21 protein-coding genes are annotated in these 21,273 nt (G+C 41.8%); 11 read left to right on the top strand and 10 right to left on the bottom strand.

The annotated features are described in order from the left end of the window. Positions 1-6: 6 nt before the first annotated feature. Positions 7-873: a DUF58 domain-containing protein gene (locus ACP2AF_RS04030; protein WP_425234959.1), complete on the bottom strand. Its 867-nt coding sequence runs from the start codon at positions 871-873 to the stop codon at positions 7-9. A 95-nt stretch (positions 874-968) separates the two neighbouring features. Continuing rightward, positions 969-1,970, bottom strand: a complete 1,002-nt coding sequence (locus ACP2AF_RS04025; RefSeq protein ID WP_120710224.1) for an AAA family ATPase — start codon at positions 1,968-1,970, stop codon at positions 969-971. Positions 1,971-2,127: 157 nt separating this feature from the next. Between ACP2AF_RS04025 and ACP2AF_RS04020 the strand changes: the two genes are divergently transcribed. The 3 genes from ACP2AF_RS04020 (at position 2,128) to ACP2AF_RS04010 (ending at position 5,051) form a co-directional block, all read left to right on the top strand. After that, positions 2,128-3,003, top strand: a complete 876-nt coding sequence (locus tag ACP2AF_RS04020; protein ID WP_425234958.1) for an aldo/keto reductase — start codon at positions 2,128-2,130, stop codon at positions 3,001-3,003. Between the two features lie 10 nt (positions 3,004-3,013). Beyond that, positions 3,014-3,766 (top strand): SDR family NAD(P)-dependent oxidoreductase, encoded by a 753-nt coding sequence (locus tag ACP2AF_RS04015; RefSeq protein ID WP_425234957.1) that lies wholly within the window; start codon positions 3,014-3,016, stop codon positions 3,764-3,766. 148 nt (positions 3,767-3,914) lie between these two features. Next, positions 3,915-5,051: an ATP-binding protein gene (locus ACP2AF_RS04010; RefSeq protein ID WP_425234956.1), complete on the top strand. Its 1,137-nt coding sequence runs from the start codon at positions 3,915-3,917 to the stop codon at positions 5,049-5,051. A 46-nt stretch (positions 5,052-5,097) separates the two neighbouring features. Here ACP2AF_RS04010 and ACP2AF_RS04005 read toward each other — a convergent pair whose 3' ends face one another. Then, positions 5,098-6,042: a carbohydrate kinase family protein gene (locus ACP2AF_RS04005; RefSeq protein ID WP_425234955.1), complete on the bottom strand. Its 945-nt coding sequence runs from the start codon at positions 6,040-6,042 to the stop codon at positions 5,098-5,100. A 171-nt stretch (positions 6,043-6,213) separates the two neighbouring features. Continuing rightward, positions 6,214-8,763 (bottom strand): adenosylcobalamin-dependent ribonucleoside-diphosphate reductase, encoded by a 2,550-nt coding sequence (locus ACP2AF_RS04000; protein ID WP_425234954.1) that lies wholly within the window; start codon positions 8,761-8,763, stop codon positions 6,214-6,216. A 361-nt stretch (positions 8,764-9,124) separates the two neighbouring features. On the opposite strand from ACP2AF_RS04000, the gene ACP2AF_RS03995 reads away from it, so the two are divergent. The 4 genes from ACP2AF_RS03995 to ACP2AF_RS03980 all read left to right on the top strand — a co-directional run bounded on the left by ACP2AF_RS03995 (position 9,125) and on the right by ACP2AF_RS03980 (position 13,165). Beyond that, the gene (locus tag ACP2AF_RS03995) at positions 9,125-10,264 is read left to right on the top strand and encodes an SPFH domain-containing protein (RefSeq protein ID WP_425234953.1); all 1,140 of its coding nucleotides are present in this window, start codon (positions 9,125-9,127) and stop codon (positions 10,262-10,264) included. A 30-nt stretch (positions 10,265-10,294) separates the two neighbouring features. Next, on the top strand, positions 10,295-11,377 hold the full coding sequence (locus ACP2AF_RS03990; protein ID WP_425234952.1) for a DNA helicase PriA: 1,083 nt from the start codon (positions 10,295-10,297) through the stop codon (positions 11,375-11,377). Then, the gene (locus ACP2AF_RS03985) at positions 11,374-12,108 is read left to right on the top strand and encodes a metallophosphoesterase (RefSeq protein ID WP_425234951.1); all 735 of its coding nucleotides are present in this window, start codon (positions 11,374-11,376) and stop codon (positions 12,106-12,108) included. The genes ACP2AF_RS03990 and ACP2AF_RS03985 overlap by 4 nt, the downstream gene beginning before the upstream one ends. A gap of 61 nt (positions 12,109-12,169) precedes the next feature. After that, positions 12,170-13,165 carry an acyl-ACP desaturase gene (locus ACP2AF_RS03980; RefSeq protein WP_425234950.1) on the top strand — a complete coding sequence of 332 codons (996 nt, stop codon included), beginning with the start codon at positions 12,170-12,172 and terminating at the stop codon, positions 13,163-13,165. Positions 13,166-13,213: 48 nt separating this feature from the next. Here ACP2AF_RS03980 and ACP2AF_RS03975 read toward each other — a convergent pair whose 3' ends face one another. Further along, the gene (locus ACP2AF_RS03975) at positions 13,214-13,717 is read right to left on the bottom strand and encodes a hypothetical protein (protein WP_425234949.1); all 504 of its coding nucleotides are present in this window, start codon (positions 13,715-13,717) and stop codon (positions 13,214-13,216) included. Between the two features lie 755 nt (positions 13,718-14,472). Between ACP2AF_RS03975 and ACP2AF_RS03970 the strand changes: the two genes are divergently transcribed. Then, the gene (locus ACP2AF_RS03970; protein ID WP_425234948.1) at positions 14,473-14,607 is read left to right on the top strand and encodes a hypothetical protein; all 135 of its coding nucleotides are present in this window, start codon (positions 14,473-14,475) and stop codon (positions 14,605-14,607) included. 201 nt (positions 14,608-14,808) lie between these two features. Here the strand turns inward: ACP2AF_RS03970 and ACP2AF_RS03965 are convergent, their stop codons facing one another. The 5 genes from ACP2AF_RS03965 to ACP2AF_RS03945 form a co-directional block, all read right to left on the bottom strand. Beyond that, on the bottom strand, positions 14,809-16,362 hold the full coding sequence (locus ACP2AF_RS03965; RefSeq protein WP_425234947.1) for an aldehyde dehydrogenase family protein: 1,554 nt from the start codon (positions 16,360-16,362) through the stop codon (positions 14,809-14,811). 100 nt (positions 16,363-16,462) lie between these two features. Then, positions 16,463-16,825, bottom strand: a complete 363-nt coding sequence (locus ACP2AF_RS03960; RefSeq protein ID WP_425234946.1) for a DUF1304 domain-containing protein — start codon at positions 16,823-16,825, stop codon at positions 16,463-16,465. 3 nt (positions 16,826-16,828) lie between these two features. Further along, complete coding sequence (locus ACP2AF_RS03955; RefSeq protein ID WP_425234945.1) at positions 16,829-17,368, bottom strand: 3-hydroxyanthranilate 3,4-dioxygenase; 540 nt, start codon at positions 17,366-17,368, stop codon at positions 16,829-16,831. A 110-nt stretch (positions 17,369-17,478) separates the two neighbouring features. After that, positions 17,479-17,985, bottom strand: coding sequence for a CAP domain-containing protein (locus tag ACP2AF_RS03950; RefSeq protein ID WP_425234944.1), 507 nt, complete (start codon positions 17,983-17,985; stop codon positions 17,479-17,481). Positions 17,986-18,180: 195 nt separating this feature from the next. After that, positions 18,181-18,762, bottom strand: a complete 582-nt coding sequence (locus ACP2AF_RS03945; protein ID WP_425234943.1) for a CvpA family protein — start codon at positions 18,760-18,762, stop codon at positions 18,181-18,183. An 83-nt stretch (positions 18,763-18,845) separates the two neighbouring features. Here ACP2AF_RS03945 and ACP2AF_RS03940 point away from each other — a divergent pair, with 83 nt between their 5' ends. The 3 genes from ACP2AF_RS03940 to glpK all read left to right on the top strand — a co-directional run bounded on the left by ACP2AF_RS03940 (position 18,846) and on the right by glpK (position 21,259). After that, complete coding sequence (locus tag ACP2AF_RS03940; RefSeq protein WP_425234942.1) at positions 18,846-19,202, top strand: hypothetical protein; 357 nt, start codon at positions 18,846-18,848, stop codon at positions 19,200-19,202. Positions 19,203-19,270: 68 nt separating this feature from the next. Continuing rightward, positions 19,271-19,579 carry an antibiotic biosynthesis monooxygenase family protein gene (locus ACP2AF_RS03935; protein ID WP_425234941.1) on the top strand — a complete coding sequence of 103 codons (309 nt, stop codon included), beginning with the start codon at positions 19,271-19,273 and terminating at the stop codon, positions 19,577-19,579. A gap of 201 nt (positions 19,580-19,780) precedes the next feature. Continuing rightward, positions 19,781-21,259 (top strand): glycerol kinase GlpK, encoded by a 1,479-nt coding sequence (gene glpK, locus ACP2AF_RS03930; protein WP_425234940.1) that lies wholly within the window; start codon positions 19,781-19,783, stop codon positions 21,257-21,259. Positions 21,260-21,273: the final 14 nt, after the last annotated feature.

Genomic DNA, 21,273 nt, shown 5'->3' with positions numbered 1-21,273 from the left:
ATTTCCTTACCCTCTTCTTTTGAAGTAGCCTAATAATTTCTTTACGTAGCTTTCATCTACCCGACAGCTTAAAATACCACAACCGGATTTGGTAAAGGTTTCCTTAAAATACTCTACACGTTCCTTGTGATATGTACCATAGGCCGCCCGTACTTTTTTGGACTGCGTATTGATCAAGGAAACGGCACCCGTCTCGGCGTCCTCCATTTGAACCATCCCAAGATTGGGAATGTGCTCTTCGCGCTCGTCGTAGACTCGAATACCGGTCACATCATGTTTGTTGCCCGTAATCTTCAAGGTTCTTTCATAATCGTCCGCCATGAAATCCGATAGTACAAATACAATTGCCTTTTTCTTTAACACATTGGACAAGTATTTCAAAGCTTCGGCAATGTTGGTCCTATTACTTCCCGGTTTAAATTCCAACAATTCCCGTATAATCCGGAGCACATGGCTCTTTCCTTTTTTGGGAGGAATAAAAAGTTCTACCTCATCGGAGAAAAGTATTAAGCCCACCTTATCATTGTTCTGAAGGGCCGAAAAGGCTAAAGTGGCGGAAATCTCGGTAATAATTCCTTTTTTGAATTGATTGGTGGTTCCGAACAATTCCGAACCACTCACATCTACCATAAGCATCATGGTCAATTCACGTTCCTCCTCAAATACCTTTACAAAAGGTTCATTATATCGCGCGGTCACGTTCCAGTCAATGCTCCTAACATCGTCCCCGAATTGATACTGCCGTACTTCGCTAAAGGTCATACCGCGGCCCTTAAAGGTAGAGTGGTACTCCCCACCAAAGATATGGTCGGAAAGACGACGTGTCTTTATCTCTATCTTGCGAACCTTTTTAAGTAATTCCTTGGTATCCATTTCTCCAGTTAGCCATAAATAAGTTGGCAGAAAGCAGTCGCTATAAGGGAAGTTTTCAGAAATATCACCAACTGCAACTGCAAGCTGTCAGCTAGTTAGGGTACTTCGACCTCGTTTACGATCTTGTTGATGATTTCTTCGGAAGTGATATTCTCGGCCTCGGCCTCGTATGTAATACCGATACGATGACGTAAAACATCATGCACCACGGCCCGCACGTCTTCGGGAACCACATAGCCCCGGCGCTTAATAAAGGCAAAGCATTTGGCAGCATTGCCCAGATTTATACTTCCTCTTGGTGAAGCGCCAAAACTGATTAATGGTTTAAGGTTTTCTAAACCATATTTTTCAGGGTACCGAGTGGCAAACACAAGGTCAAGAATGTATCTTTCGATTTTTTCATCCATGTAGACCTCGCGTACTGCTTTTTGAGCGCTAAGTATTTGTTTTAAGGTAACTACAGGGTTAACGGCATCGTACGCACCCGCCAAGTTTTGGCGCATAATCAATTGTTCCTCGTTCATTTTTGGATAATCGATTACCGTTTTTAACATAAAACGGTCTACTTGCGCTTCGGGTAACGGATAGGTACCCTCTTGTTCCACTGGGTTTTGTGTTGCCATTACCAAAAAAGGCTTGTCCAGTACAAAGGTCTCATCTCCTATGGTAACCTGTTTTTCTTGCATGGCTTCCAAAAGTGCGGATTGTACTTTGGCCGGAGCACGGTTTATTTCATCCGCTAGTACAAAATTTGCAAAAATTGGACCTTTTTTAATGGAGAAGTCATTCTCCTTCATGTTGTAGATTAGGGTTCCTACCACATCCGCCGGTAAAAGATCGGGAGTAAACTGTACGCGGCTAAAACTTCCCTTTACCGCTTTGGCCAAAGTATTTATGGCCAAGGTCTTGGCCAGCCCGGGAACACCTTCCAAAAGAATATGACCCTGTCCCAAAAGTCCGATAAGCAATCGTTCTACCATATGTTTTTGGCCAACGATTACCTTGTTCATTTCTAATAGCAATAGGTCTATAAAGGCACTTTCCTGGGCAATTTTCTCGTTCACAGCGCCGATATCTACGGTAGCATTTTCTTCCATAAAGCTTTATTAGTAATTGTTTATCAATAGGTTGGTTTTAAAGCATGGCGCAAATTGAAAATTTATTTATTCATTGCCTGTTAACGATTGGTTAAAAATTACGTAAACCCCCAAGTTTTATGAAGTATTTAGGGATTTCTTTTTAATTTCATCGCTTATGAAAAATACGACCAAGAATTCCCGTATTATAGCGGGGGCCATGACCTGGGGCCAATGGGGGAAACAACTTTCAAAGAATGAAATAGCCGATTTAATACACCATTGTCTAGAAGTTGGAATAACTACCTTTGACCACGCTGATATTTATGGCGGATATACCAATGAAACCGATTTCGGACAGGGCTTCGCTAAAAGTGGAATTATCCGGAATAAAATACAGCTTATTACCAAATGCGGTATCCAATATGTTTGTGATGCAAGAAGGAACCGGATAAAGCACTACGACTATTCATCCGAGTATATCATATGGTCGGCCGAGCAATCGCTAAAAAATCTGCGTACAGACTATGTAGATCTTTTTTTGCTACACAGGCCAAGTCCATTAATGCATCCGGATGAGATAGCAGACGCCATAGGTAAACTTAAAAAAGAAGGTAAGATCAAGGAATTTGGTGTGTCTAATTTCACGCCCGCGCAAATTGCAATACTGGAAACCCGCATTCCGGTTTCGGCAAATCAAGTTGAGTTTTCGCTTACCGCCGAAAGGGTAATGTATGATAGTACTTTGGATGATTGCTTGGCCAACCAAAGAATGGCGATGTCATGGAGTCCACTGGGAAGTTATTTTAAAGAGACAAACGACCAAACGGAACGCATAAAAAGTGCAGTGATGTCCATGCTGGAAAAATATAGTGCCACTGAAGACCAATTGCTATTGGCATGGATTATGGCCCATCCTGCTAATGTACATCCCGTGGTCGGTACCACAAAAAAGAAGAGATTGGAAGATGCCCATAAGGCCAGTGAAATACAATTGGATTTAGAGGATTGGTTTATACTTTTGGAAGCAAGTCAAGGACATAAGGTGCCTTAAAATTTAAATTATGGATAAAACAGTACTGATAACAGGTGCCACAAGCGGTATCGGAAAAGCTACGGCAGAACTTTTTGCGGAAAAGGGATTTCGTCTTATACTATGTGGGAGACGCAGAGAGCGTTTGGAGAAACTAGAGAAAGAATTAGGGCACAAAACGAAAGTGCATATCCTTAGTTTTGATGTTAGGGAAAGAAAGGCGGTTTTTGATGCTATAGGTTCATTGCCCAAGGATTTTGCAAAAATAGATATTCTTATTAATAATGCAGGTAACGCCCATGGTTTGGACACCATTGACCAAGGCAGTATTGACGATTGGGATGCCATGCTGGATATTAATGTGAAGGGGCTGCTCTATGTGTCCAAAGCGGTAATGCCGCAAATGGTCGAAAGAAAATCTGGGCATATCATAAATATTGGATCCATTGCCGGAAAAGAAGTGTATCCCAAAGGCAATGTGTATTGTGCCAGTAAATATGCCGTAGATGCCCTAAATCAGAGTATGCGAATCGATTTGAATCCCCACGGAATACGGGTAGGTGCAGTAAATCCGGGAGCGGCGGAAACGGAGTTTAGCAATGTGCGGTTTAAAGGAGATGATGAAAGGGCGGACAATGTATATAAAGGGTTTGATCCCCTGACCCCCATGGATATTGCCGAAACAATACTTTTTGTAGTCACCAGGCCGGCCCATGTTAATATTCCAGATCTTGTTGTTACCCCAACGGCACAGGCTTCTGCCACTATTTGGAATAAAAAATAATTTCGAGTTGTGGGTTGCTTTTTATATTTGAAACATGTTTAATTTCTTAAACCTTAAACCTTAAACCTTAAACCTTAAACCTTAAACCTTAAACCTTAAACCTTAAACCTTAAACCTTAAACCTTAAACCTTAAACCTTAACGGTAACGTGATCAACAAACGTCTTTTGGTAAAAAACCTTCTCGCCCATAATGACGAGAACAGTTTTTATGACAAAAAGCGTATTATCGATATTGGTCAAAGAGAGGGCAAGGCCAAGTTTCTAAAACATGTCTGTGCACTGGCCAATAGTAACCCCAAGAATAATTCCTTTATCGTCATTGGGGTAGAGGACGAGGACAACAAAATTGTTGGGGTCGATTTTTTTGATGATAGTAAGATCCAAAACCTGGTCAATGCCTATTTGGATAATCCGCCCCTAATTTCCTATGAAAACATTCCCTTTCCGCACTTGCCCGAAGACAAAGTGGTAGGGCTGGTAACGATTAAATCCAACGGCAAGGTGTGCGCACTCCGACGGAATATTTGGAAATATTATGGGGGAGCGGTTTTTTTCCGCGAGGGAAGCATAAGCCTTCCCAAAGCCTTCGACATTGAGCTAAAGAATATCAATTCGGAAGCCGTGGCTACTATAGAACAGCATGCCCGCAATAATATTGAGCTTACTTTGGACGGGGTCATTGATTTCATCAATTACAGGCATAAAGATTTGGAGAGTGATTACAAGGTTTTTAAGGAACAGTTTGTGGTTTGCTGGGCAGGAAACAAAAAAAAAGTAAACCGTAAAACATATTATTCCAGGGTGGACATTGAATTGATCAACGAACAAGTGAAGTTGTTTTACTCCATTTTCGATGAGGTGACCCTTGCCTATGACGAAAACTCCTTTACCACCATGGAGTACGTACAATTGGGGCTAGGTAAAAAACAAACGTACTACCCTTTGGAGAAAGTGGTTATCACCTTTGAGGAAAATGGCACCTATCAAATTCAAAGCGACCTTGTTTTTGAGCCGCCACAGTATAATAAAAAGACACTCTTCCATATCTATAATACAAACAATGCGCTACTTCAGAAAATAGAACGGAACAGCAGTTTAAAACCATCCGAGGAAATCGATTTAAAACATCTGCCCGACACCTATTTGATCTGTTATCTCAATGGGTTTGAGGAGGCCAAGGAAAAAATGGAGGCTGCCCGCCCCTTACTAAAAAAACAAGACGAAAAAATTTATCGTTCTCTAAAGGAATCCCTACGTATTTTGAGAAAAGTAAGGTATAGCTGATTTTGTCTAAAGATTATTTCTCAAACTTTCGAGGATTGTTTAATTATCAATTAAAAACCTGACCGTAAGTGGGCAGCGAGGGGATGGCCCCAAAGCCTGTGGTAGTAATTGCCCCCGCCACATTGGCCTTTTCGACCATTTTTGTCAATACGTCAAAATCGTCTAAAACCGCCAAAGCCTTATCTAAAGTAGAAATCTGATATAAAAGGCAACCGATAAAGGCATCACCGGCTCCTGTGGTATCTAACGGAGTTACGGAAATACTGGGGATGGTTTTCTTTAAACTATTGGTGCTTAAAAGCGTGCCTTCACCTCCTAGGGTTATGGTAATAACTTGGGTACCAACTTCATGCAAAAAATCGCAACAGGCCTCCAAATCCGTTTGTCCGGACAGTAGCCGTGCTTCTTCCAGGCTAAATTTGCATAGGTGCGATTTTTCTATGAAAGGCATACATTTTTTAACGAAGGTTGCTTCGTCATCACGCCACAGGTCTCCTCTGTAATTTGGGTCAAAGCTGATAAAGGAATCCTGGGTGAGTGCATCAAAAAAATAGCGCCCATAAGCTTCTTCCAAGCCACCGCCTAGTAGAGCGGTTGCAGCTCCGAGATGAACCATATTTCCTTTGAACCCTTTTTTAACCGAAGAGTCGTATTTCAGTTTTTTATCGGCTCCACGGCTAAAAACAAAATCGCGTTCCCCATCCTCGGCTAGGGATACAAAGGCCAATGTGGTGAAAGTTTTACTGCGTTGTGCCAAAGAAACATCTACATTATTTTCCTTAAGCACGTGTAACAAAAATGTTCCAAAAGGATCTCGGCCTACGCTACCAATAAACTTACTTTTCCCACCTAATTTGGAGATGGCACAGGCCACATTTGCCGGGGCGCCCCCAGGCTTTTTGACAAAGGTATTTGCTTTGGACAGGTCATTACCCTGACCTTCCGCCACAAAATCGATTAAAAGTTCCCCGATACAGTAAATGGATTTCATCGTAGTCAATTGGAAGACCCAAGGTAATGACAAACGGTCGCTTGGCCCAAAGATTTAGTAGGATTTTCAAGTTAAAATATAAACCATCAATATCCTGACCTGTAATTGTTCCAAAATAAAAAGCGCATATTCAAGTAAAATACGCTTTTTGTTTTTATATGTGGATATTGGTCAACCACATTTGGAAGACCCACAATCCTTACAGGTAAGACAACCTTCCTGATAGACAAGGTTTGTAGATTTACAATTATCGCATTTTTGTCCTTTGGCCATGGCGCCATCGGCCACATAACGTTTTAGGGCCCTGGCCACACCATTTTTCCAAGTATTTATCTGTTCACTATCCAATTGTAGGCTATTGATCAAGTCCACAACTTTTTCTATCGCCATGCCATGGCGTAGTGTGCCGGAAATTAGTTTGGCGTAATTCCAGTATTCCGGGTTGAACTTATAGGAAAGACCTTCAATAGTGGTTTTGTAACCTCGTTTGTTTTTATATTGGAAATCATAACGTGAGGTGCCGTCCTCATTTCTGTTTTTAATGATGAGGCCATCCTCTACCCAACGGGGAAGTAATATGCCGTCCTCATCATCGGCAAGACCTGTAAAGATTTCATAGGGCCTTTCTTCTATTAGACCTATAAAGGCAATCCACTTTTCCTTGTTGTTTTGAAATCGGACCACATCCGCTTCCAGTGTTTGGGGACGTTTGGTAGGAAAAGGGCTTAAGGTCTCTTCCTCCTCCTTTTTCTCGCTGTTGGAAATGAGGACCCCGGACCGTGAGCCGTCCCGGTATACCGTAACACCTTTGCAACCTTCGCGCCATGCTTCCAAATAGAGTTGGCCTACCAACTCTTCTGATACATCGTTGGGGAGATTAATGGTTACGCTTATGGAATGGTCCACCCATTTCTGTACGGAACCTTGTAATCGCACTTTGCTCAACCAGTCCACATCATTGGAAGTAGCTTTGTAATAGGGCGATTTTTTGACTAAGGCATCGATTTGTTCCTGATCATAGTTCTTTTGGGTATCAATACCGTTAACTTCCATCCATTGTTTGAAACGGTGGTGGAAAACAAGGTATTCTTCCCAAGAGTCCCCGACCTCGTCCACAAAATCTACCCGAACGTCATTATCGTTGGGGTTTACTTTTCTACGTCGTTTGTAGACCGGGAGAAATACCGGCTCTATCCCGGAGGTAGTCTGGGTCATTAAACTGGTAGTGCCTGTTGGAGCTATGGTCAATAAGGCAATATTTCTTCGTCCGTGTTCCAGCATTTCGTAATACAGTTTTTCATCGGCCTCCTTTAACCGCAGGATAAACGGGTTTTGCTTTTCCCGATCGGCATCAAAAATCCCAAAGGCACCGCGATCCTTGGCCAAATAAACGGATGAACGGTAAGCCTCCAAAGCAAGGGATTTGTGTACAGAGATAGAAAATGCATTGGCTTCTTCGCTACCATACCGTAGCCCTAGTGCGGCAAGCATGTCGCCTTCTGCAGTGATGCCTATTCCGGTACGGCGGCCTTCTTTTGCCTTTTCACGAATTTTCATCCAAAGATTACGCTCTACGGCCTTGGTTTCTTCCAATTCCGGGTCAGCGTCTATTTTAGCTAAGATACGATCTACCTTTTCCAACTCCAGATCAATAATGTCGTCCATAATCCGCTGTGCGGCAGCTACATGCTTTTTAAACAGTTCAAAATTGAAACGGGCCTTTTCCGTAAATGGCTCTTCTACGTATGAGAAAAGGTTTATGGCCAAAAGGCGACAGGAATCATAAGGACAAAGTGGAATTTCACCACAAGGATTGGTGGAAACTGTTCTATAGCCCAAATCCGCATAACAATCTGGTACCGATTCCCTTATAATGGTGTCCCAAAATAATATTCCCGGTTCAGCGGACTGCCACGCATTGTGAACAATCTTATTCCATACTTGCTTGGCCGTTATTTTTTTGAACGCTTTTGGTTCAGCCGAGTGTACTGGAAACTTTTGAACATATTCAGAATCCTTTTCCACAGCCTGCATAAAGGCATTGTCCATGCGTACCGATACATTGGCCCCGGTTACTTTGCCCTGCTCCATTTTGGCATCAATGAAATCCTCGGCATCAGGATGGTTTATGGATACCGATAGCATCAATGCCCCCCGTCTGCCATCTTGTGCTACTTCCCGTGTGGAATTGGAATACCGCTCCATAAAAGGGACCAGCCCCGTAGAAGTTAATGCTGAATTCTTTACCGGTGAGCCTTTGGGCCTAATATGGGAAAGGTCGTGGCCAACTCCTCCACGACGTTTCATTAACTGCACTTGTTCCTGATCTATTTTGAGCACTCCACCGTAAGAATCGGAATCACCATCGTTTCCCACTACAAAACAGTTGGAAAGGGAGGCTATCTGAAACGGATTGCCAATTCCGGCCATGGGGCTTCCCTGAGGTACAATGTATTTAAAACCTCGGATAAGGCCATAAATTTCTTCTTCGTTTAATGGGTTTGGATATTTTGCTTCTACACGTGAAATTTCCTTGGCGATCCTTCGGTGCATATCGTCAGGAGTCCGTTCGTAAATGTTGCCTTGGGAATCTTTTAGGGCATATTTGTTTACCCAAACCCTTGCGGCGAGGTCATCATTGTTGAAATAACTTAGGGAAGCCTCAAAAGCTTCCTGCTGGGTGTAGTTTTTCTGAGGGGTTTCCACAGTTTTTAATTGCATTTGTGATATAATAAGGGTTAGGAATAATTGAACAATTGTGTGTAAAATTACTCAAAAGAGAAATAATCGAAAACTGATAAAAGTCATAAAGTGTACAAAAAAAGGTATTTAATAAATTGAAAATCAATACAATAAAAATTTATCAACAGCAAAAAGTTGACAAAAAAATTAAATTCTAAAGTTTTGGGATGTATTATTCGCTAGTCGATGGTATGGAGAATTATGTAGATGTTTGGCGTATTGGCCCACCTACCGAAGCTGTTGTTTTGAGTTTGTTCCAAAAGCGGAGTTTGTTTTATTTTACACTTTGTACGTTTGTAGGAAATCTGTACCTTCTTAAAAATTTTGAAACCTTTAAAATATGGATCTTTTCAACGAAATAAAGAAAAAACTCAGCCATGAATTTATAGACATAATAGAGTGGTTGGACAATACTAATGATACCATTGTACATCGTTTTGAGCGTTACCAGAACGAAATAAAGAACAATGCAAAATTAATTGTACGAGAGGGCCAGACAGCGGTCTTTGTGAATGAAGGCCAATTGGCAGATGTCTTCACCCCAGGCACTTATACCCTAAATACGAAGAACTTGCCCATACTCACTACACTTAAGGGCTGGAAGTATGGATTTGATAGTCCGTTCAAGGCCGAAGTGTATTTTGTAAACACCCGTTTGTTTACAGATGAGAAATGGGGTACAAAAAATCCATTTATGCTGAGTGACGAACGATTCGGTCTTGTTGAGATTCGCGCTTTTGGAACCTATAGTTTTCGAATAAACGACCCAGGCAAATTTGTAATCGATGTTGTTGGAACCGATGGCCATTTTACCAACTATGAGGTAAACGAACATTTAAAAAGCTTAATCGTAACCCGTTTTACGGATACGGTTGGGGAAGCCAATCTCCCTGTAGAATTATATGCTGCGAACACCAGTGAACTTTCCGAAACTTGCCAGGAGGTAATGCAACCGGAATTTCAGCGTGTGGGGATTGAGTTGGAGAAGTTTTATATTGAGAATGTATCCATGCCCGAGGAGCTCAAAAAGGAGATTTTTGAATACAGCCGTTTGGACAAATTGGACATGGCCAAACTTTCCCAATTTAAGGCGGCAAAAGCCATGGAGGCCGCCGCCAAGAACGAAGGAGGTACTGCCGGTGCCGGTATGGGCATGGGTATGGGTTTTGTCCTTGCACAGCAAATGGGGAACATGATGAACCCACAGGCCGTACAACAACCTTTTGGCAGTCAAGCTGTTCAGGGTACGGCAGTTCCTCCACCTATGCCTGCGCAAATACTTTATCATTATGCGGTAAATGGACAACAAATGGGCTCTGTTTCTTTTGATAGGTTAAAGGAACTCTTTGCTGCCAGGGCTATTAATAGGGATTCCTTGATTTGGAAACCCGGAATGCAACAATGGGCCGCTTTGAAGGATGTTGAGGAACTTAAAGGATTCTTGGGAGGTGCCACCCCTCCACCTTTACCAACAGAATAAACCTTTTGTTGGGAATGACAAATCCCCTTCATGGAAGAAACCCAAAAATCGGAATTTAAAAAAGCCTGTGCCAATTGCGGTGCGGAGCTAAAGTTTAAGCCCGGATCACATCAATTGAAATGTGAGTATTGTGGCTATGAAGAATTCATAGAACAGGCCAAAAGCAGTTTTGAGGAACTGGAACTTCAACATTATCTAAAAGTGGTTGGGGAAAATGCCTATACGGAAACCATAGAACTGCTGCATTGCAAAAACTGTGGGGCTAACCAACATGTTGAGGAGAATTATAAATCCCTGGATTGTGTGTATTGTGGGGAACCCCTGATACGGGAGGATATTGAAAAGGAAGGCTGGATTTTGCCAGGGGCACTGGTGCCATTTCAATTGGACGCTGTTAAAGCGCGAAATATCTTTAAGAAATGGGTAGGTTCGCTCTGGTTCGCTCCGAACAAATTGAAGAGAGCTGCTTTAAATCCTGAAGGGCTCCATGGACTTTACGTACCCTATTGGACTTTTGATGCCGATCTCTTTGCCTCATATCAAGGCCAACGTGGCGATTATTATTATGAAACCAGAAGGATACGCACCAAAAATGGGACACGTACCCAAAAGGTAAGAAAGACACGATGGTCTCATGCATCGGGCAATGTAAAAGGCTTTGTAGACGATATATTGATTAACGCTTCCCAGAAAAAAAGAAGGGACATCCCGGCCAAAATTGCCTTTTGGAACCTCAAGGAACTCACAACCTTCAATTCAAAATATTTATCGGGCTTTGTTACCGAAAAGTATACCGTTTCCTTAAAGGAAGGACACCATCAATCTTTTCAAAAGGCCAAAGAAATTGCCTACAACTGGATTCGGAGGGATATTGGTGGAGATACCCAACGTATCCATCACGCGGATATAAAACTCTCCGAAGAAACCTTTAAACATATTTTGCTCCCGGTCTATATAAGTTCTTACAGATATAACGGTAAGGAATATCACTTCTATGTAAATGGGCAGAGCGGAGTTTTGAGCGGGACAAGACCATATTCATTTTGGAAAATCTTCTTTTTGGTGCTTTTTATCCTTGTCATCATCGCCATTATTGCGATTTTTGCACAATGAGTACAAGGAGAACACTGGTCATTGGGGATATACATTCCGCGTTAAAGGCTTTGGAACAGGTTTTGGAAAGGACCGAGGTGACTTCTAAGGATAGATTGATCTTTTTGGGAGACTATGTAGACGGATGGAGCACAGCCGCTGAAACTGTGAATTTTTTGATACAGCTTTCAAAGACCCACGATTGCATCTTTTTGAGAGGTAATCATGATGAGCTTTGTTATGATTGGCTTGTAGATGGGGGCGATAATCCGCTGTGGCTACAACACGGCGGGAGGGCCACCATGGCGTCTTATCAAAAAACGGATACCGAAACCAGGAATACCCACATAAAGTTCTATCAAAACCTGAAAAACTTCCATTTGGATACAAGAAACAGACTTTTTTTACACGCAGGCTTTACGAATTTGAAGGGTATTGAATACGAATATTTTAAACAAACCTATTATTGGGACCGCACCTTATGGGAATTGGCCAGATCCCTTAATCCTAAGCTAACAAAAGATGACCCGGCCTATCCCAAAAGATTGACCCATTATCATGAAATATACATTGGGCATACCCCTATTTCCAAAATTAAGGCCGTTGAGCCGCAAAAGGCAGCCAATGTTTGGAACATTGACACAGGAGCGGCATTTAAGGGCCCGCTTACGGCCTTGGATGTGGATACCAAAAGAATCTGGCAGAGCGATCCCGTACATGAATTATATCCGAATGAGAATGGCCGTAATTGAAAATCCCTCGTTAAACCACCCAGTTCCGTATTTTATAACGATCTTTACAAAAAAGTAGAATATGCCCGAAAAGAATATTAGGTTGGAGGTAATGCAGGCCATAGAGCCACAGGTAGAGGGATTTATGGATTCTTTTTTAATTCCTATAGAAGAGATATGGCAACCTTCTGATTTTTTACCGGATTCCCAAAACGACAATTTTCAGGATGACATTGAACAATTACGTGAAGAATCCAAGGAATTGGGGTATGATTTTTGGGTGACCATGGTAGCGGATACCATTACCGAGGAGGCCTTGCCCACTTATGAATCCTGGTTAATGGATGTTGAAGGTATAAATCAACATGAAGAAGGCGGAAACGGATGGTCCAAATGGGTAAGAGCTTGGACCGCCGAAGAAAACCGTCACGGAGATGTTCTGAACAAATACTTGTATCTCTCAGGAAGAGTTAACATGCGCGAGGTAGAGATAACCACCCAACATTTGATCAGTGACGGTTTTGATATTGGTACGGATAGAGATCCCTATAAGAATTTTGTATATACTACCTTTCAGGAATTAGCTACCAATATTTCCCATAAAAGAGTTGGTCAAATGGCCAAGAAAAAAGGTAATGCTTTATTGGGAAAGATGTGTACGATTATTGCCGGGGATGAGATGCGCCACCATTTGGCCTATCGCGAATTTGTAAAGACCATTTTTGGTGAAGATCCCAGCGGAATGATGTTGGCCTTTACAGACATGATGAAGAAGAAAATAGTAATGCCGGCCCATTTTTTAAGGGAGTCCGGGGGGGTGATAGGTGAAGCCTTTGAAAATTTTTCAAATTGTGCCCAACGTTTGGGAGTCTACACTGCAATGGACTACATAGAGATTCTTAAGAAACTGAATTCGTATTGGCAAATTGATTCTGTGCGCGGACTTTCAGATGATGCACAACGGGCCAGGGACTATCTCATGAAATTACCCGAAAGATTACAGCGTATTCAAGAACGTATGAAATTTCCTGAAGACCAATACCGATTTAAATGGGTAGAGGCAAATGGAACACTTTAAAAAAATCCCGCCAACGCGGGATTTTTTTGTGCTCTTTTTTTGAAGTGATTATAGCTTTCCGTGATCGTGTTCTTCCTGCCACTTAAATAGCTCCTTCCACTTGCCTTCGTATGCCATTTTTGCTTGCATGGGCCAAGAAGCAGGGTCATGGACTTTATAGCGTTCGCCACCCGTTTCGAGAATTTCCTTGCAGCGGGCCACCGGTGTTTCGGATAAATCCTTCCAAGTCTTTATGCCGGCATCCTGGAACATTTGCATTATTTTGGGACCAATGCCTTCTACTAGTTTAAGATCGTCCTGCTTAATGGTTTTTCCAAAAACAGCCTTTGCCTTGGCTGCATTAAAGGGAATGGGAGCGGGCGTATGGGCTTCCTTTAATTTGTTATTACAATCGTTCAGATCTGACTTTAGTTTTGCATTGCTTGCCTGCAAAGCTTGGATTTCCTTGGAATTGTCCTTTCCCTTTCCAATAAGATAACCAAAAAAGGCACATAATACCCCTACAAGTAAGGGGATTAACAGGCACCAGATGTTCATAGTTGAAAAATCCATATTCTTAATAATTTATGGTTAATGACTTAATTTACGATAATTACCGTTCCATGGTTTTTACTTCTCCTTAATGAATGTCTAGCGACTATCGGGGGAGCATGCTATATTTTGGAAGCGGCGTCTGTATGTAATGACCATTCGCCCTTTAGTACCTTAGTCTAAAGAATGGGGCTACATTCGCTGCAGAGCATCATAAAATACCAAATGCCTGCCAGAATTGTAATAATGATTCCTAAGAGGTTTGTTGTTCTCCTTGTCATAGTCAATGTGTATTTAAGTGTTTGGACTACAATGTATTAAAAAAATACTAAAAAATGTTAAAATGCTTTAAGTAAATCCTAAGGGTCAGTACGACAAGGATTACAAGATATGTTCATTTCGAATCAAACCACACGTTTTTTTCGACCACTTATATAAAGTAAGGTGATAGTGGTGAAAATATTTGGGAGATTTGCTAAAAGTAAAGCAATGCAATGCAACCCTACCTCTCCCAACAAGGTTCTGGCATTGGGGTAGGGTTTTAAGAATACGTTGAGTTAGTTAGTTTGGTTTTTAAACCCGCTACAGTTCCAGACTTGGATTTAGCGGGTTTATTATTTGGAAGGGAATACTCCTTTATTCCCAGTATCCAAAATCTACCAACTTTAACCGATAATGATAGGATTATACAGAAAGTTGGGTAATATGTACAATATTGTGGGGAATTTAAATGTTCGTGAAGTAATTTTATATAAAAGGCAAATAACCTTATGGATATGAAAACTGAAATCGTAAAATTAGCCACCTTTCTGTGTATGTTCGTTGTTCTAGGTCTACAATCCTTATTGCACGGAAGCTGGAACATAAAAGAGCCCAAACCGGTAGAACCTGAAAATAAATCAGTTATATGAGCCTAGCTGACTAATTTGGCACAACTGTTTGGCCAAAAGTAAATGTTTGAATTAGTTTAGTACGTGTCTTTAATCCCGCTGACCCTTTGAGCCAGTTCGCCTATAACGAATGAAGGAGCTGAAGGGTCAGCGGGATTTTTCTTTTGCCAATCAAATGATATACCTTAATCCCCGTCCACAGGCGAGAGAATAAAAGAGTTTTTATAGTTCGAATGTTATTCCTTGGGCCAAAGGTAATTGATCGGAGAAATTAATGGTATTTGTCTGCCTTCTCATATAAACCTTCCAGGCATCCGAACCACTTTCCCGACCACCACCAGTTTCTTTCTCCCCTCCAAAAGCGCCCCCAATCTCTGCACCAGAGGTGCCGATGTTTACATTGGCAATACCACAATCGCTTCCTGATGCTGAAAGAAACCTCTCGGCTTCCCTAAGGTTGGTTGTCATTATTGCGGATGAAAGCCCTTGGACTACACCATTCTGAATGGCAATGGCATTTTCTACGTCTCCGGAATATTTTAGCAGATACAAAATTGGCGCAAAGGTTTCATGTTGAACAATTTCAAAATCGTTCTTGGCTTCCGCAATGGCTGGCTTTACATAGCAACCACTCTCATAGCCCTCACCTTCAAGAATACCGCCATCCACTACTAACTTTCCACCTTCTGTAACAACCTGTTCCAAAGCCTTTTTATACATTTCCACAGCATCAGTATCTATCAATGGGCCAACGTGTTTGTTTTGATCCAAAGGATTTCCGATACGTAACTGCTTATAGGCGTCGACTACCGCATTTTTTACCTGGTCGTAAACGGATTCATGAATGATTAACCTTCGGGTAGAAGTACACCGCTGTCCACAGGTTCCCACGGCTCCAAATACCGCTCCGATAACGGTCATTTTTATATCTGCATCGGGAGTAACGATAATTGCGTTGTTTCCTCCTAGTTCCAATAGCGATTTTCCCAATCTTGCAGCGACCGCTTGGGCCACAATTTTCCCCATTCGAATAGATCCTGTGGCCGAAATTAAGGGAACTCTTTTATCAGTTGTAATGAACTCTCCTACTTTGTAATCTCCATTGATCAAGCAGGAAATTCCTTCAGGCAAATCATTTTCTTTAAGTACTTCAGCGATAATTTTTTGACAGGCAACACCACATAAAGGTGTTTTTTCCGAAGGCTTCCAGACACATACATCGCCACAAACCCAGGCCAAGGCTGTATTCCATGCCCAAACGGCTACCGGGAAATTAAAAGCGGAGATAATGCCTACTACACCCAATGGATGGTATTGCTCGTACATGCGGTGCCCTGGACGCTCCGAATGCATAGTGAGGCCATTCAATTGTCTGGAAAGTCCCACCGCAAAATCGCAGATATCTATCATTTCCTGTACCTCGCCCAAGCCTTCCTGATAGCTTTTGCCCATTTCATAGGATACCAATTTTCCCAGGGGCTCTTTTAGTTGTCGTAGTTTTTCACCAAATTGTCGAACAATTTCCCCACGTTGCGGGGCCGGGATTTTACGCCAAGATTTAAAAGCTACTTCAGCAGTATTTATAACTTTCTCATAATCCTCTTTGGTAGTACTTTTTACATTTCCAATTAATACACCATCAACAGGGGAATAGGAAGCTATAAGTTCTCCCGAACCAAAATTCTTGGAACCGGTTGAGGTTCCCATATTTACGTCCTGGATACCTAATTCATCCAAGGCGGTCTGTATCCCAAAATCAGTTGCAACTATAGACATTTTTATAACTTTTTAAGCGTGGATTGTTAGAATTTTGACAAAGCTACGAATATTAACCGTTTTCCTGTCTTAGAAAGGGTTAATGTTAGTAGTACTTAAATTATTTCACAAAGATTAGTAGGATTGCCACCAGAGCTGGTAAAGCCTGTACAAAGAATATTTTTTTATCTGCGGTCAATGCACCATAAATTCCGGCTATGGAAACACATCCCAAAAAGAAGAGGGATATGCTATCTGCCCAAACCTTATTTTCAATGAAGAACGTCCATATCAGTCCGGCGGCCAAAAAACCGTTGTACAGTCCTTGGTTTGCGGCCAGGGGTTTGGTGGGTTCAAAAAGTTCAGGGGGGAAATTGCGGAATATCTTTCTGCCCCGGGTGGTCCAGGCGAACATCTCGAACCATAAAAAATAAAGATGGAGAAGGGCAACCAAACCGATTAATATCTTGATTATTATTTCCATAATCTAGTCCTTGGAGATAAACCGTTCATCTACAGGCATCACGGTACCACAATTGGAACACGTGCGTAATTCTTCGGAGCCATAAAAATATTTGAAATGGGCCAAAAAGTCTTTTTCAATATCCTTTAGGGTAAAATAGGCTTCATAGAGCTTATGATTGCAATTATCGCAAAACCATAGGAGTCCGTCATCTACATTCATATCTGCTCGTTTGCGTTCCACTACTAGACCAATGGACCCTTTGTGTCGCACTGGGGAATGGGGTATTTTGGCTGGATGTAGGTACATATCCCCTGGTCCTAACTTGAATGTCTTCTTCGCTCCATTTTCTTGAATATGAACTTCGATATTTCCCTCTAACTGGTAAAAAAGCTCCTCGGTCTCATTATAGTGATAATCCTTCCTGGCATTGGGACCGGCAACTATCATAACTATATAATCTCCAGCATCTTTATATAAATTTCTGTTGCCCACAGGAGGTTTCAGGGTATCTCTATTTTCCTCGATCCATTTGTTGAGGTTAAAGGGAGGTGGGATTGCCATATTTCTTTGTTGATAGTGTATGATTGTCTAAAGGTTATCTGCGTATTGGAACGGACAACCATCCACTGATTACATCAAATTTAAGAAAAGATTTTGGCTTTATCGGAAAGCTAACGGTAGAAGAGCTGAGTGAAGTAGAAGTTACCGTTGGCATCTTTTTTTACACTTACCGCGGTATGGGTAAACTCGTCTTCCATGGTCTTTTTATGGCTACTACTATTTAACCATCCCTGGAAAGCTTCCTCAGCGGTGTCATAGTCCTTGGCCACATTTTCAGCTACGTATTCCGCTTTAACCTCAGAAGCAATACCGGATGCCCGTGCACTAAAATTATCGTGGCTCAAATCGCCCTGAGCTATCATATAGTCATTATGCTTATTGGCATAATCATGGGCTATAGGACTATATTGTAGCGAAGAATAGCCCAAGGATATTCTATGGTCGTTAACTACACCCATAAGTTCCTGCTCTACCTCAACAGCATTTTCCGCTTCAGGGATATCCGGTATTTCAGTAGAGTCCTGGGCTTCCTTGGTACAGGCCATAAGTACCCATACAAAACATACCAAAAAGGTATAACCGACCTCTCTGCGTACAGAGTTCAACTTCAATTTCATACAATGTTCTAAATTGTAAGTAGGTATTCTCGCAAGTAGGTCTGAATAAGTTGGGGTGTTATTCCCGATATAAAGCGGAAATGAAAGTTGAACGGGGAAGATTCAACGGGATAATGATAGATAAAATTATCCAAATCAACTTTCTTAAAAGCTCTTTTTTCGATGAAAGACACTTTTTAACCTATGTCGGTAATTTTAGAATCTACCATCACCCTTGGACATTGAAATTTGTGACATCAATGGAAGGCTATCATATACTACCTGATGTTGTTCTGGCTCCGCCTCATCCGTCGAATTTCCCTTTAAAACTTTTGAGAAAACGAAAGCCCCAATTTCCTTAATGGGCTCATAAAGTATGGAGTTTTCTAAAGTTTCTTTTTTAACAAAGCCCGAAGAAGAATTGACCCGTTCAAAAAAAACAAGAAGGGCCCCCAGTATTACGGCCACTTTTAGCGCTCCAAAAATTCCTCCGGCAATTTTGTTCAGTAGGCCCAACATGGCAAAATCCGCAATCTTGGTCAGGAATTTTCCCGCTATATGTACAACCAGAACAATGGCAATAAAAGTAATTATAAAGGCAGCTATGTTGATATAACGTTCATCCCATTCCATGTTTTGGGAGAGATAATCGCCTGCATAGTAAGAAAAGTGGATTGCTCCGAAAATTCCGGCGACGAGGGCAATTATAGAAGCTATTTCTAGAAAAAGGCCATTTTTAAGACCCTTCCAAAGCCCCCAAAGTAATAATAGTCCCAAAACAATGTCCAAGAAACCCATACCGGAAATGTTTTGACAAAAGTAACATTTTTGATTTGTACCTTTATCTTCTCTAATTTCTAAGAAGCGAACGCGAAATACGAATGTCAAGGGATTTACAACTTAAGGAACGCTGGGGAGTACTTGTGGAAAAACTTTCTACCCAATTTGCCGATGGGGATCTTTTGGAATTGGATGCCATAATTTACTTGATCGGTGTACAGGAGTTGGGACAATATCACAGGATTTACAAAAAAGATGAAAAGCTTAATTTAATGCACATCGCCATCTGTCGGTTATTGGAACCTTATGGGTACTATGAATTCGATTTCTTTGACGAGGACGGCTGGCCTCATTATACCATAAAGGAGACATTGCCGCCTTTAAAGGCTGGCGAGCAATCTGTATTAATGAAAGAGGCCATAGTCAATTATTTTGTAGAGAAATCCTATATAAATTGACCTATCGGGTGCCCCAAATGGATTGACTGTCTAACTCAAAAAAGGGAAACCTAAAAACATCATATCAAATGTTAAAATACACTCCCTATTATGCCGTAATCTTTACTTCAACCCTGACCGAAAATGATAGCGGCTATACGGAAATGGCCGAACGAATGGAAAGCCTTGCCAAAAAACAGCCAGGGTTTTTGGGATTTGAAAGTGCAAGGAGCGAAGTAGGTATCTCTGTGAGTTATTGGAAAACCTTAAAATCCATCGCCGATTGGAAGACCCAGACCGATCATCAGTTTGCACAAGAAAGGGGAATCCAAGATTGGTACAAATGGTACAAAGTACGTATTTGCAAGGTGGAACGAACGTATGATTTCTCTAGGTAAGCTTCTTGAAGCAAACAAAATTTTAGCTCTGGTAACAGTTTAAATTCAGGAGATGGGATGTCCATATTTAAAGTTTCCTTACTACAACGATAGAGTGTTTGTATCCCTTTGCCATTCATTTTTAAACAAGTATATTTATATATCTTTTCTATGCTACATTATGCTACTTTTTTAGGCTTGGAGCAATAAAATAACCACAATATGGAGTATATCATTTCGCTAGATCAAGGAACTACCAGTTCACGGGCCCTACTCGTTGATAAAGAAGGTAAAATAAAGGGGATGGTACAAAAGGAGTTCAGACAGATTTTTCCAAAATCGGGATGGGTAGAACATGATCCCATGGAAATTCTGGAATCCCAGATTGGGGTACTCAGCGAATTGATACAAAAAGAAAATGTAGTTGCTTCTGATATTAAGGCCATAGGTATTACCAATCAGCGTGAGACGACCATGGTCTGGGACAGGAATACTGGGGAACCGGTGTACAATGCTATTGTTTGGCAAGACAAGCGTACGGCTGATATCTGTGAAGATTTGAAAAATGACGGTTACACCGAGCATGTCCGAAAGACTACCGGTCTTGTCATCGATTCCTATTTTTCCGGAACCAAGGTCAAATGGATTTTGGATAACGTTGCCGGTGCCAAAGCGAAGGCCGAAAACGGTGATTTACTCATGGGTACGGTAGATACCTGGTTGATATGGAACATGACGAACAAGAAAAATCATGTTACGGATTATACCAATGCCTCTAGGACCATGATCTATGACATTGTAAATTTAAAATGGGATGATAAACTATTGAACGCCTTGGGAATCCCAAAAAATATGTTGCCCGATGTACAGCCATCGGCACACCACTTTGGGGATTATGAAATTGATGGGGTGCAGATTCCGATCGCTGGAATTGCGGGAGATCAACAGGCCGCACTTTTTGGCCAAGGCTGTTTTAAAAAGGGAACTGCAAAAAACACGTATGGTACCGGTTGTTTTATGTTGATGAACACTGGAGAAAACCCACAATTTTCGAAAAATGGACTCTTAACTACCGTCGCTTACGGATTGGATGGCAAAGTGAACTACGCTTTGGAAGGAAGTATCTTCATAGCTGGTGCGGCCATACAATGGCTGCGTGACGGATTGGAGTTAATCAAGGATGCCAAGGAAACGGAAGCATTGGCCAATTCCATTGAGGGAGAAAGTTCGGTCTATGTCGTACCTGCTTTTGCCGGCCTCGGGGCACCCTATTGGGATATGTATGCCCGGGGTGCCATATTTGGATTGACTCGTGATACGGGAAAGGCGCACTTGGCAAAAGCGACCTTGGAGTCTTTGGCCTATCAGACCAAGGATATCCTTAAGGCCATGGAGGATGATTCCGGAATTCAATTGGAAAACCTTAGAGTAGATGGCGGGGCTTGTGCCAATAATTATCTGATGCAATTCCAGGCCGATATTTTGGACACCGAGGTGCATCGTCCAGAAGTTATTGAATCCACCGCCATGGGTGCTGCATTTTTGGCGGGAATTCATGTAGGGCTTTGGACACAGGAAGATATTGATCAAAGCCGACCCATAGACCGTGTTTTTCAGCCCACTTTTGATCGTGTAAAACGAAAGCGATTGTATAAAAATTGGCAAAAGGCCGTAGATCGCACCAAGGGTTGGGAAGGGTAAATACCATCAACTGA

The organism is Ulvibacterium sp., from assembly GCF_965248315.1.
GTDB lineage: Bacteria > Bacteroidota > Bacteroidia > Flavobacteriales > Flavobacteriaceae > Ulvibacterium.
The sequence above is the reverse complement of the archived record's forward strand: the minus strand, read 5'-3'. Positions and strand labels throughout refer to the sequence as shown.